General features: G+C 61.1%; 10 protein-coding genes. 2 read left to right on the top strand and 8 right to left on the bottom strand.

Annotated elements, in window-relative coordinates; translation table 11 throughout:
* Nucleotides 1-179 precede the first annotated feature (179 nt).
* The 5 genes from YA0848_RS33150 to YA0848_RS33130 all read right to left on the bottom strand — a co-directional run bounded on the left by YA0848_RS33150 (nt 180) and on the right by YA0848_RS33130 (nt 5890).
* Entirely contained in the window at nt 180-2198 is a 2019-nt protein-coding gene (locus tag YA0848_RS33150; RefSeq protein ID WP_080758657.1) for a PAS domain-containing hybrid sensor histidine kinase/response regulator, read from the bottom strand.
* A complete protein-coding gene (gene nosP, locus YA0848_RS33145; RefSeq protein ID WP_034098939.1) occupies nt 2128-3285 on the bottom strand; it encodes a nitric oxide-sensing protein NosP in 1158 nt (385 codons plus the stop codon). Before nosP ends, YA0848_RS33150 begins: the two co-directional genes overlap by 71 nt.
* 167 nt (nt 3286-3452) lie before the next feature.
* Nucleotides 3453-4259 (bottom strand): sulfite exporter TauE/SafE family protein, encoded by an 807-nt coding sequence (locus tag YA0848_RS33140; RefSeq protein ID WP_184316295.1) that lies wholly within the window; start codon nt 4257-4259, stop codon nt 3453-3455.
* Complete coding sequence (locus tag YA0848_RS33135; RefSeq protein WP_169903417.1) at nt 4260-5504, bottom strand: NAD(P)/FAD-dependent oxidoreductase; 1245 nt, start codon at nt 5502-5504, stop codon at nt 4260-4262.
* Between the two features lie 50 nt (nt 5505-5554).
* Complete coding sequence (locus YA0848_RS33130; RefSeq protein ID WP_169903416.1) at nt 5555-5890, bottom strand: ArsR/SmtB family transcription factor; 336 nt, start codon at nt 5888-5890, stop codon at nt 5555-5557.
* Nucleotides 5891-5985: 95 nt separating this feature from the next.
* Between YA0848_RS33130 and YA0848_RS33125 the strand changes: the two genes are divergently transcribed.
* Nucleotides 5986-6849: an MBL fold metallo-hydrolase gene (locus YA0848_RS33125; RefSeq protein WP_034098943.1), complete on the top strand. Its 864-nt coding sequence runs from the start codon at nt 5986-5988 to the stop codon at nt 6847-6849.
* Between the two features lie 5 nt (nt 6850-6854).
* Here the strand turns inward: YA0848_RS33125 and YA0848_RS33120 are convergent, their stop codons facing one another.
* From YA0848_RS33120 to bkdR, 3 genes are all read right to left on the bottom strand, one after another.
* Nucleotides 6855-8078, bottom strand: coding sequence for an HD-GYP domain-containing protein (locus YA0848_RS33120; RefSeq protein WP_034098944.1), 1224 nt, complete (start codon nt 8076-8078; stop codon nt 6855-6857).
* 29 nt (nt 8079-8107) lie between these two features.
* Entirely contained in the window at nt 8108-9733 is a 1626-nt protein-coding gene (locus YA0848_RS33115) for a methyl-accepting chemotaxis protein (protein WP_034099839.1), read from the bottom strand.
* A gap of 177 nt (nt 9734-9910) precedes the next feature.
* Entirely contained in the window at nt 9911-10393 is a 483-nt protein-coding gene (bkdR, locus tag YA0848_RS33110) for a Bkd operon transcriptional regulator BkdR (RefSeq protein ID WP_034098945.1), read from the bottom strand.
* Between the two features lie 195 nt (nt 10394-10588).
* Here bkdR and YA0848_RS33105 point away from each other — a divergent pair, with 195 nt between their 5' ends.
* Entirely contained in the window at nt 10589-11824 is a 1236-nt protein-coding gene (locus YA0848_RS33105; protein ID WP_169903415.1) for a 3-methyl-2-oxobutanoate dehydrogenase (2-methylpropanoyl-transferring) subunit alpha, read from the top strand.

Here is an 11824-nt window from a genome sequence, read left to right as displayed (position 1 = left end):
GGTTCAGTCAATGCATGGGCTGGCTGACCGGACGCCATCGGGGGCAAGCCCCCTCCCACATCTTGATCTGTGTGGATCAGCACCGATTATGCTCAATCCTCGCTCGTGCCTACGCCGCTGGCCTTCCAGACAAACGAAAGGCAAAAGGTGGGAGGGGGCTTGCCCCCGATAGCAGTGGTTCAGTCAATGCATGAGCTGGCTGACAGGCCGCCATCAGGGGCTTGCCCCCTCCTCCCCTTGCCCAGTAGATGGCTCATGGCAGTTTTCAGCTTCATCGGCCGTACCGGTTTGTGCATCAAGGTGTGCCCCTGTTCGCGGATCTGTTGCTTGAGTTCGTTGCTGTAGTTGGCGGTGATCATCAGCGCCGGTATCGGGCGACCGCGGCGGGCGTTGATGCGGGCCACGGCGTCGACGCCGTTCTGGTCGTTGTCCAGGTGGTAGTCGGCGATCAGCAGGTCGGCCTCGGCGTGGTAGTTGTCCACCTGGCCGGCCAGGTCCTGTTCCGATAAGGCGGTGACCACCTGGCAGCCCCAGCCTTCGAGCAGGGTGCGCATGCCGGCGCAGATCGCCGCGTCGTTATCCAGCACCCATACCCGGGCGCCCTGTAAACGCTCCAGCATCGGTTCGCTCATGCTCGGTACGGGCAAGGTCTTGGGCGCGGTGGCGCTCAAGGGCACCTCCACGGCAAACATCGAACCCTTGCCGGGTACGGATTTGACGCTGATACGATGGCCCAGGATGCCGGCGATCTTTTCCACAATGGCCAGGCCCAACCCCAGCCCGCGATCCTGATCGCGACGCTGCACATCGCCGCGTTTGAACTCCTGGAAAATCTCCTCCAGGCGCTCCTCGGCGATGCCCATGCCACTGTCCCACACCTGGATCGACAAGCGCTGATGCTGGCGACGACAGCCCAACACCACGCGGCCGCTATAGGTGTAGCGAATCGCATTGCTCAACAGGTTGCGCAGAATCCGCGCCAGCAGCTGGATATCGCTGTGCACCAACGCCGAACACCCGATGAAATGCAATTCCAGCCCTTCGCTGCGGGCCAGTTCGGTGTATTCGGCCGCCAGGTTGTCCAGCAGCTCGCTAAGGGCGAACGGCGCGATATCGGCCTTGATCACGCCGGCGTCCAGCTTGGAAATATCCACCAGGGTGCCCAGTAGGTTTTCCACGTCTTCAAGGGAATTGCTCACATTGCGCACCAGGGTTTCATTGGCCTGGGGCTCGCGACGTTCCAGCAAGGCGCCGGTGAACAGCCGCGCGGCGTTCAGCGGTTGCAGCAGGTCGTGGCTGACGGCGGCAAGGAACTTGGTCTTCGACAGGTTGGCCTGTTCGGCTTCGCGCTTGGCCTCGCGCAGACGGGTTTCCATGCGGCGGCGCTCGTCGATTTCCTTGAGCAACTGGTCGTTGAGCGCGGTGAGTTCCGAGGTGCGCTGGGCGACACGCTGCTCCAGGTTCTGATAGGCCTGATGCAGGGCCTCGGCGGTGCGACGACGCTCGGTGATGTCGCGGATCAGCACGAAAATCCCCACTACTTCGCCCGTGGCCAGGCGGTTGGGCACGTAGGAGCGCAGCATGTAGCGCTCCTGGTTGTTGATATTGGTTTCGGCGAACTCAAAGGTCACGCTCTCCCCCGCCAGAGCGCGCGCGACATACGCATCGAGACGCTGGCAGTGCTGCTCGCTATGGACCTCGCGCAGGCTCTGGCCGAGCATCATTCCCGGAGGCCAGCAGTACCATTGTTCGTAGACTTTATTGGTGAACTCATACACCAGGTCGGCATTCAGGTAGCCGATCAGCGCGGGGACGTGGTCGGTGATCAGGCGAATCCAGCGTTCGCTTTCCTGGGCTTTTTGCGCGGCGGCCTGCTCACGGCGCAGGGTTTCGGCGCGTAGGCGGGCATTGATCAACAAGTGGTTGCTGGCGCGCAGTTCGGCCATTGCCTGGTTCAAGGCGTCGGTACGCTCACGTACTTGCTCGGCCAACACCACCGAGTGCTGGAACGTGGTGTACGGGTCATTGCCCTGGGACACGCCGGACTCGATGCGTTCGATCAGCGCCGCATTGATCCGCGCCAGCTTGTGGTTGTCCCCCCGCAGACGCGCCAGTTCGGCCAGCAGTTCAGTGCGGCCCAGGCGCGCGTCCTCGGGCAATGGCGACCCCGGTAAAGGTCTGGTTGATGTGCATGCCATTGAACTGTTCTCCGTAGGTGTTGAAGCCCAGCACGCGTTGGTCCTGCAGGAAACCGCCGATCTGTTCCAGGGTGTCGGCGTCTTCCAGCTCCAGGCGCCGCAGGAAACAGTCGCAGCCGATGGTCAGCAATAGGTCGCCGAGGCGCGTGTGCAGGCCGTCGAACAGGTTTTGCAGGTTTGGCAGGATCGGCCCGGGTTCCATCACGGTGAGCACGATGCCGTTTTCCACCGCGCAGTAGAAACTCAGGCTGAGGTCGTCATGCACTTGCTGGATGGCGCGCACGTAATACTGGTCGTGGATGCGCACTGCCAGCGGGTGGGCAGCGAAGATGCGGTGATCGAGGTCGGCCACCGCCACGCCGATATGCCGCGCGTATTCTTCAGCGGCAGGTTCGGCATTGAGTTCGAATACCCGGCGGGACGGGCTGTCGGCTGCGGTCACCACCAGTTTTTCCGCACGCGGCAGGATGTGGTGAGTGGTAAACACTTCAAAATCCAGCCAGGTGTTGACCAACACCACCACCGCCGCGCCGCTGTGAAACGCGCCGTTGAAATACACATGGGTGTGGGTCAGGAAGTTGTCGTCACCGGCCGAGCCGCCGAAGTGCGGGATATCCCCCAGAGCCGCGCTGAGGGCAGCGAGCACCATTTCTTCGCGGCTGGACAGGCCATCGAGCAAGGTCAGGGCAAAGGTGTTGCCTTTGATCGGCGCCAGGGTGTTGCTGCGGCAACCGCCCACCAGGCGTTCGACCATATGTTGGGCATCGATCAGGCTGAAGTGCTCGACCTGGTCGATCAGTTCAGTGGCAATGGAAAAGTGCGCATGGTTAAAGCCCATCGCGGTCACGCAATTGCGCCCGTAGCCCTGGGGCGTGATCTCGCCGGCGCTGGTGCAACCGACCACGCGCACGCTGCCGAAGCAGTGCTGCAAGGCATTGCCCAGGGCCTGCAAATCGTAGGAGGCCGAGCAGAAAAACAGCACAAAACCCAGATACGGATGCAGCAGCTGTCGCGCCAACTCTTCGGCGGCCTGCCCGGCGTCGGTTGCCTGGGACATGGCGCTCACTACGCCTTCGTGGTTGTGCATCGTCGACTCTCCCCTCAGAGGCTTGAGTGTACGAAGGCAGAGGCTGCGGCCCTATGCTACTTGGGTACTGGGTGGGGGATGCGATGGGATGAAAGTGCGCAAACGCACAGAGGATTCAAATGTGGAAGGGGGCTTGCCCCCTCCCACATCGCAATTGCATTTCAAGTTCAGCGTAAGGCGTTCAAAAGCATTCCCGCTGCAACCGCGACACACAGGCTGGCGAACCCCACCTGCAAGGTGCGTGCGGCAATCACCGAGCATAGGCGCCGGCCGATCAGCATGCCGACGATGCTCGCGGCGATAAACACCCAGCCCACGGCGTCTATACGGACGCCGGCATGGAACGCGCCGACCACGCCGATCAGCGAGATCAGACTGATCACCATCAATGACGTGGCGACGATGCCGCGCATCTGCACGTCGGTGAGTTGCTTGAACGCTGGCACGATCAGAAAGCCGCCGCCGACGCCGAGCAAGCCTGACACCGCACCGGTGATGGCGCCCAGCGCGGCCAGGGTGGCGGTGCATTTGGCGGTCCAGGCCAGGCGCCCGGTCTGCTGGTTGAGCATGCAGTTTTTCTGGCCCCAGGAGGCGGCGCCATGGTCGCTCGGCCCGGCCTGGTTTTTTTCCCGTTGCAGCATGCGCCAGGCCACCAGCACCATCAACGCGCTGAACAGGCCCTTGACCAACGCTTCGGGCATCTGGTGAGCGACGAACACCCCCAGCGGTGAAAACAGCGCGCCGAGCAAGGCGATCAGCAAGGCGGCGCGATAGCGCACCAGGCCATGGCGCAAACCGTCTATCGCCCCCACTGCCGCCGCCGCGCCCACCGCGAGCAACGACACCGGCGCGGCCTGGGTCATGCTCAAGCCCAGGCCCAACACCAACGCGGGCACGCCGAGGATGCCGCCGCCCGCGCCGGTCAGGCCCATGACCAGGCCCATCAACACCCCCAACACACTGGCCAGTAACATTCAGTCCACCTTGCTCAGACGGGTCAGCCACTCGCGGCCCTTGAGCATGCCGTTCCAGTAGAACCACGGCAGCAAGGTCGCCTTGAGCCACCACATGGAGCGGCGCGCTTGGGTCGGGTCGAGGGCGAAGGTCGGCAGCAATTTGCCGCCGTAGCCGAACTCAGCCAGCACCACTTTGCCCTTCTCCACTGTCAGCGGGCAGGAGCCATAGCCGTCGTACTTGAGCGGCAACGGCGCCTGCTTGCGCAGGGCCAGCAGGTTTTCGGCGACCACCACGATCTGCTTGCGCACGGCAGCAGCGGTCTTGGCGTTGCTGGTGCCGCACACATCGCCCAGGCCAAAGATGGGCGCATAGCGCTGATGCTGCAGGCTGTGCGGGTGCACGTCGCACCAGCCGGCGGCGTCGGCCAGCGGGCTGTGGCGGATAAATTCCGGGGCCAGTTGCGGCGGCACCACGTGCAGCAGGTCGAAGGTTTTTTCCACAAGCGTGACGTTGCCCTCGGCATCGTTGACCTCGAACCAGGCTTTGCGCGCCGGGCCGTCGACCTTCACCAGGTTGGCATTGAAGGCCAGGCGCGCGTTGTATTTCTCCACGTATTTCATCAACGGCGGCACGAAGGTCGCCACGCCGAACAGCGCCGCGCCGGCCAGGTTGAATTCCACCTCGATGTTTTGCAGATGGCCCTGCTTGAGCCAGTGGTCGCACGACAGATACATAGCCTTCTGGGGCGCGCCGGCGCATTTGATCGGCATGGCCGGCTGGGTGAACAGTGCCTTGCCGGCCTTGAGTTGCTTGACTTGCTGCCAGGTATAAGCGGCGTGCTCGTAGCTGTAGTTGGAAGTCACGCCGTGCTGGCCGAGGGTTTCCTGCAAGCCTTCGATTTTTTCCCAGGCCAGGCGCAGGCCGGGGCAGACAATGAGGTTGTTCCAGGTCACGCGCTGGCCGTTGTCGAGCACCAGGCTCTGGCTGTCCGGCAGCACCTCGCTGACGGCGGCTTGCACCCAGGTCACGCCATTGGGCAGCACATCGGCCAGAGGGCGGCGGGTCTTTTTCAGGTCGTAGGCACCGCCGCCCACCAGAGTCCAGGCCGGTTGGTAGCAGTGGTAGTCGCTGGGTTCGATCAGGGTGATGTTCAGGTCGGGGTCGCGCTTGAGCAGGCTGGCCAGCAAGCCAATGCCTGCCGAACCGCCGCCGATGACAACGATGTCGCCACTGATGGTCTGGCCCCAGTGTTGGTCGGTCATGGTCTATCGCCTTTTTTGTCAATGCACACAAGGGTCGCTGCCGGATGGCGTCACGCCCAGCTTTTTATGACCGCGCCGCAGTAAAGGCCGGACAGGGTCTTCATCACTTGGATCACTTCGTGGCTGGCCAGTCCGTAGAAAATGTATTTGCCTTCGCGACGGGTGGCCACCAGCCCTTCGTCGCGCAGGATGCCAAGCTGTTGCGACAGCGTAGGCTGGCGCACGCCGGTCATGGTTTCCAGCTCGCCCACATTGCGTTGGCCCTGGGTCAACTGGCACAGGATCAACAGGCGGTCTTCGTTGGCCAACGCCTTGAGCAAGGCACAGGCCTTGGACGCGGAAGCACGCAGTTGGGCGACTTCGCCCTCACTCAAGGTAGATTCCATTTGCTTCGGGTCCTGTGTGTCACTTAATCTGAAAACATTATGTGTAAACATAAAGTGATTGTAATCACTTTTTTCCAGCATCAGGGGCTACCGCCATGCCAGCGTTGATTCAATCCTTTCTGGACGAGGCGTCGTCGACCTACACCTACGTGGTCTACGAAGCGGACGGCGGCCCCTGTGCCATCGTCGATTCGGTGCTCAACTACGATCCGGCCTCTGGTCGCACCGACACCGCCCAGGCTGACAAGGTGATCGCATTCGTGCACGAGCACGGGTTGCAGGTGCAGTGGTTGCTGGAAACCCATGCCCACGCTGATCACCTGTCCGCCGCGCCGTACCTGCGCCGTACGCTGGGCGGCAAGATCGCCATCGGCCAGTGCATCAGCCAGGTGCAAAACGTGTTTAAAAACCTGTTTAACCTGGAGCCGGAATTCCACGCCGACGGTTCACAGTTCGATCATCTGTTCGCGCCGGACGAAATCTTCCACATCGGCCGTTTGAAAGCCCAGGCGTTGCATGTGCCCGGGCATACCCCGGCAGACATGGCCTACCTGATCGACGGCAAGCTGATCCTGGTGGGCGACACACTGTTCATGCCGGATGTGGGTACGGCCCGCTGCGACTTCCCCGGCGGCGATGCGCATCAGCTGTACGCGTCAATGCGCAAGTTGTTGGCCTTCCCCCTGGAAACCCAGTTGTACGTGTGCCACGACTACCCGCCCCAGGGGCGCGAGGCGAAATGCCTGACCACGGTGGCCGAACAGCGCGCAAGCAATATTCATGTGCATGACGGCGTGGATGAAGCGGCGTTCGTGGCGATGCGCACCCAACGCGACGCCGGGTTGGGAATGCCGACGCTGCTGCTGCCGGCGATTCAGGTGAACGTACGCGCGGGGAATATGCCGCCGGCGGAAGACAACGGCGTGGTGTATTTGAAGATCCCGCTCAACCAGCTCTGAAGCGCCTAATCGAAATAAGAACCCTTGCCACGGGTAATGCCGCACCATAACTCGTCGACTTGCTTGAACCCCCACTCTTCAGCCAAGGCACGGCCGACGATCTTGTCCGGTTGCTTGGCGAGGTTGACCACCGTCTGAGTCACCGGCAGCCCGGAACGCGCGGAGAAGAACACCTTGACCACGGGGGTCAGCAATGACAGTGGGTTTTGTTCGAGGACCACCGCGATGCGGCCACTTTCCAGGCGCACCAAAGCGCCGACGGGGTAAATACCCACGCAACGCACGAACGCCTGGAACACCCGTTCATCAAAATGGCCTTTCCATTCCGCCATTTTCTGAATCGCTTCGGCAGGCCCCCAAGCGTGCTTGTAAGGGCGCTCCGAAGTCACGGCATCGTATACGTCACACACCGCGCCCATTTGTGCCAACAAACTGATCTGGTCCTGCACCAGGCCATGGGGATAGCCACTGCCGTCGCATTTTTCATGGTGGTGCAGGCAGACATCCAACACCAGGGCGCTGATCCGCGGCGACTGCCGTAACAAATCGGTGCCCAGCACCGGGTGTTTGCGTACCACGCCAAACTCACCGTCGGTCAAGGCCCCCGGCTTGTTCAGGATAGGTTCGGGAACGGCCATCTTGCCCACGTCATGAAACAACCCCGCCAGGCCCGCCTCCTGCACCAACGGCGGCGCCAGGTCCAACTGGCGCGCCAGGGCGATCATCAAACCGGAGACCGCCACCGAGTGCATGTAGGTATATTCGTTTGCCGTCTTCAGCCGTGCCAGGCTGATCAAGGCATGGGGATGGCGCAGGATGGATTGGGAGATCTCGTCCACCAGCGCGGCCGCCTGGGTCGGCTCCACTGCCCGCCCCATGCGCAGGTCACCGAACATTTCGATCACTGCGCGTTTGGCCACCGCGCACAGTTTGACCGCTCGGGCCACTTCAGCCTTGATGTCGGCCGGCTCAGCCACCACCAGTCGCGACGGCGCCGCGAGTGGTTGCACCGTTTGCTCCGGGCTGGGCGCGATGCTGAGGCTGATATCGCAGCCCTTTTGAGTATCGATCCACACGGCGCGCACCGGAGCATCGCGCAAACGCTGCACGTCCTCAGCGTGGCTCAGCAGAAAGCTGGTTTTCCAAAAGCCATGATCAATCCAGGCGCCGTCGAGTTTATGGACATACATTCCCTGAACGACTTGCGATGCAGAAATGCACTTCAACATCTCCCCCCCTCACGACCGCGATCCTGCGGTCAAGCCACGGAGAATTTCCCAACGATCTGCTTGAGGTCTATCGCCAATCTGGACAGCTCATGACTGGCCGTAGACGTCTGGCTCGCCGCCGAAGAACTCTGGATAGACAAATCGCGAATGCTGATCAGGTTCTGGTCAACGGAACGCGCTACATGAGCCTGCTCTTCGGAAGCGGCCGCAATCAACAGATTTCTTTCATTGATATCGCCAATCGCCTCGGTAATCTGCGTCAGCGCCACGCCGGCTTCGTGGGCAATCTTCAAGGAGTCCACAGCTTCGCTGCGGTTCAAGCCCATGGACGCCACCGCCTCGCTGGAGCAGACCTGGATTTTCGCAATCATTTGCTCGATTTCCTGGGTCGAGGTCTGCGTGCGATGAGCCAGCGCGCGGACTTCATCGGCGACCACGGCAAAGCCGCGCCCTTGCTCACCGGCCCGCGCGGCCTCAATGGCGGCGTTCAATGCCAGCAAATTGGTCTGCTCCGCGATCGAGCGGATCACCTCGACCACCTTGGCAATGTCCTGGGCCTGCTTGGCCAAGCCCTCGACCTCCAGCCCGGTCTGCTGGACCGTAGCGCTAAGTTTTTCGATCGAGGCAATAGTTTGTGTGACCCGTTCCTGGCCCACCGACGCCGATCGCTGGGAGTCCTGAGTCGACTGTGAGGCCGAAATGGCATTTCTGGCCACTTCCTCGACTGCCGCAGTCATCTGATTGACCGCCGTGGCGGCCTGGTCGGTTTCCAGGCTTTGGCGTTCGATACCGGCGCTGGACTCGCGCGTGATGGAACTCATCTCTTCCGCCGCCGACGCCAGTTGCCCGGATGCTTCGGAAATATGCTGCAGCGTGGCTTTAAGGTTCATCTGCATGGCGGCGGTGGACCGTTGCAACTCGGTCAGCTCGTCATTGCCATTGACAGCAATGGCCACGCGTAAATCGCCGTCGGCAATCTTGCCGGTCGATACCAACAACTCCCGCACGGGAACAACGATGCTGCGGGTAAACAGGCGAGCGACCACGATGGCAAGCAGCACTGAGCCGCCCATCAATACCCACGTGAACATCCGCGCCGCGTCATGCTCGCTGGACGCCACGTTTACAGCGGCGGTCGAACCACGCCCATTCAATGCGATCAACTCGCTGATGGAACGTTGAACTTCAAGCGCGATAGGCCCGTTGACTTCCCGCAAGTATGTCGACATCTGTTCGGCCGACATTGTCGAAGCCTCTCCCACAAACTCATCCATTCTCTGGCTGTAATTCTTGATGCTGGCCAATACCTGGTTGTACGTGACTTGTTCCTCGGGGCTCGATACCAACGGCGCATAACGAGCAGCAACATCAAGGACCTCGGTGCGCACGGCTTTGAGCTTTTCGAGAGATGCCGGGTCCTGGCGGGGTATTTCCATGGCGTAACGGCGTAAATCCAGGCGTAGTTTGTAGAACGCCGAATCGATCTCGCCTGCCAGGCGAATACTGGGCAACCAATTGGTTTCTATTTCAACAGTCGATGAATAAACCTTATCGACTTTAACTAGCGTCATTGCTCCCTGAATTAACAACAGAACACACACCACCCCAAAACAAAGTGTGGTACGAACGTTCAACTTCCAGGCTCTCATGTACATCGCGGTATACCCCTTGTACCGGGCCGCGAACATCCCGGCCTCATGGGGCTAATGTGTTTAATCGGATGTGAAAAATACGTGACTGCTCACGCAATTTTTCATTAATGGAAAATAAAAAAGACGCCGATTATTACCGAGCTAACTTTCGGTGCCTCTCAGGTTTAGTGACCGCACCGATCAAACCATCAATCCACCTGGCGGCAATGGCAACGCAGTCTTGTAGCGCACCTGCTTGAGCGCAAAGCTGGAGCGGATATTCGCCACGCCCGGCACTTTGGTCAGAAAGTCCATCATGAAGCGTTCCAGCGCCTGGATCGTCGGCACCAGTACGCGGATCAGGTAGTCAGGGTCGCCGGCCATCAGGTAGCACTCCATCACCTCGGGGCGGTCGGCAATGGCGCTCTCGAACTGTTGCAGGGCCAGTTCGTTCTGCTTTTCCAGGCTGACGTGAATGAACACATTGACGTGCAAGCCCAGCAGGTCGGCGTCCAACAGGGTGACCTGCTCGCGGATCAGGCCCAGTTCTTCCATGGCCTTGACCCGGTTGAAACACGGGGTGGGCGACAGGTTGACCGAGCGCGCCAGGTCGGCGTTGGTGATGCGCGCATTCTCCTGAAGGGCGTTGAGAATGCCGATATCGGTACGGTCCAGTTTGCGCATGAGACAAAATCACCTGTTTATTATGTTTATGCAGTTTTTTTATCCGCAAATGGTCCCGAGCGCAACGAAACACAGATAAATATTCTTCTACGCCCCGCCTATGATTGTTGTAGGACAAGATTTCTCCTACCCGGAGACGGATTGTCAGCTAGCGCGCCCACTACAAGAAATTCACAAGATAGAGCGTAGAAAGCCATGACCCAGCAGTACGAACCACTGCGCCTGCACGTTCCCGAACCCTCGGGCCGCCCAGGCTGCAAGACCGATTTCACCTACCTGCGCCTGACCGACGCCGGCCTGGTGCGCAAACCCGCCATCGATGTAGAACCCGCCGACACCGCCGACCTGGCCAAGGGCCTCATCCGCGTGCTCGATGACCAGGGTCAGGCCCTGGGGCCGTGGGCCGAGGGGGTTCCCATGGAGGTTCTGCGCAAGGGCATGCGCGCCATGCTCAAGACGCGGATCTTCGACAACCGCATGGTGGTCGCCCAGCGTCAGAAAAAAATGTCGTTCTACATGCAGAGCCTTGGCGAAGAAGCCATCGGCAGCGCCCAGGCTCTGGCCTTGAACATCGACGACATGTGTTTCCCCACCTATCGCCAGCAAAGCATCCTGATGGCCCGCGAAGTGCCGCTGGTGGACCTGATCTGCCAGTTGCTGTCCAACGAGCGCGACCCCCTAAAAGGCCGTCAGTTGCCGATCATGTACTCGGTCAAAGACGCTGGGTTCTTTACTATTTCCGGCAACCTCGCCACCCAATTCGTACAGGGCGTGGGCTGGGGCATGGCCTCGGCGATCAAGGGCGATACCAAGATCGCCTCGGCCTGGATCGGCGACGGCGCCACCGCCGAATCGGACTTCCACACCGCCCTCACCTTCGCCCACGTCTACCGCGCGCCGGTGATCCTCAACGTGGTCAACAACCAATGGGCCATCTCCACCTTCCAGGCCATTGCCGGCGGTGAAGCCACTACCTTCGCCGGACGCGGCGTCGGTTGCGGCATTGCCTCCCTGCGTGTGGACGGCAACGACTTCATCGCGGTGTACGCCGCTTCCGCCTGGGCCGCCGAACGTGCGCGCCGCAACCTCGGCCCGACCTTGATCGAATGGGTCACCTACCGCGCCGGCCCCCACTCCACTTCGGACGATCCGTCCAAGTACCGCCCCGCCGACGACTGGAGCCACTTCCCGCTGGGCGACCCGATTGCCCGACTCAAACAGCACCTGATCAAGATTGGCCAGTGGTCCGAAGAGGAACACGCGGCGGTCAGTGCCGAACTGGAAGCCGAAGTCATCGCCGCACAAAAACAAGCCGAGCAGTACGGCACTCTGGCCGGTGGCCAGATTCCAAGCGCCGCGACCATGTTCGAAGACGTCTACAAAGAGATGCCGGAGCACTTGAAGCGCCAGCGTCAGGAGTTGGGGATCTGA

It is taken from the genome of Pseudomonas sp. S4_EA_1b, from assembly GCF_016307435.1.
Taxonomy (GTDB): Bacteria; Pseudomonadota; Gammaproteobacteria; order Pseudomonadales; family Pseudomonadaceae; genus Aquipseudomonas; species Aquipseudomonas rhodesiae.
Note: the sequence above shows the minus strand (reverse complement) of the source record. Positions and strands in the feature narration are given on the sequence as shown.

What these genes read in the sequence shown, in the direction of transcription:
- YA0848_RS33150 (WP_080758657.1), bottom strand. Translation starts at nt 2,198, where the DNA reads ATGGCATGCACATCAACCAGACCTTTACCGGGGTCGCCATTGCCCGAG.
- nosP (WP_034098939.1), bottom strand. Translation starts at nt 3,285, where the DNA reads ATGCACAACCACGAAGGCGTAGTGAGCGCCATGTCCCAGGCAACCGAC.
- YA0848_RS33140 (WP_184316295.1), bottom strand. Translation starts at nt 4,259, where the DNA reads ATGTTACTGGCCAGTGTGTTGGGGGTGTTGATGGGCCTGGTCATGGGC.
- YA0848_RS33135 (WP_169903417.1), bottom strand. Translation starts at nt 5,504, where the DNA reads ATGACCGACCAACACTGGGGCCAGACCATCAGTGGCGACATCGTTGTC.
- YA0848_RS33130 (WP_169903416.1), bottom strand. Translation starts at nt 5,890, where the DNA reads ATGGAATCTACCTTGAGTGAGGGCGAAGTCGCCCAACTGCGTGCTTCC.
- YA0848_RS33125 (WP_034098943.1), top strand. Translation starts at nt 5,986, where the DNA reads ATGCCAGCGTTGATTCAATCCTTTCTGGACGAGGCGTCGTCGACCTAC.
- YA0848_RS33120 (WP_034098944.1), bottom strand. Translation starts at nt 8,078, where the DNA reads ATGTTGAAGTGCATTTCTGCATCGCAAGTCGTTCAGGGAATGTATGTC.
- YA0848_RS33115 (WP_034099839.1), bottom strand. Translation starts at nt 9,733, where the DNA reads ATGTACATGAGAGCCTGGAAGTTGAACGTTCGTACCACACTTTGTTTT.
- bkdR (WP_034098945.1), bottom strand. Translation starts at nt 10,393, where the DNA reads ATGCGCAAACTGGACCGTACCGATATCGGCATTCTCAACGCCCTTCAG.
- YA0848_RS33105 (WP_169903415.1), top strand. Translation starts at nt 10,589, where the DNA reads ATGACCCAGCAGTACGAACCACTGCGCCTGCACGTTCCCGAACCCTCG.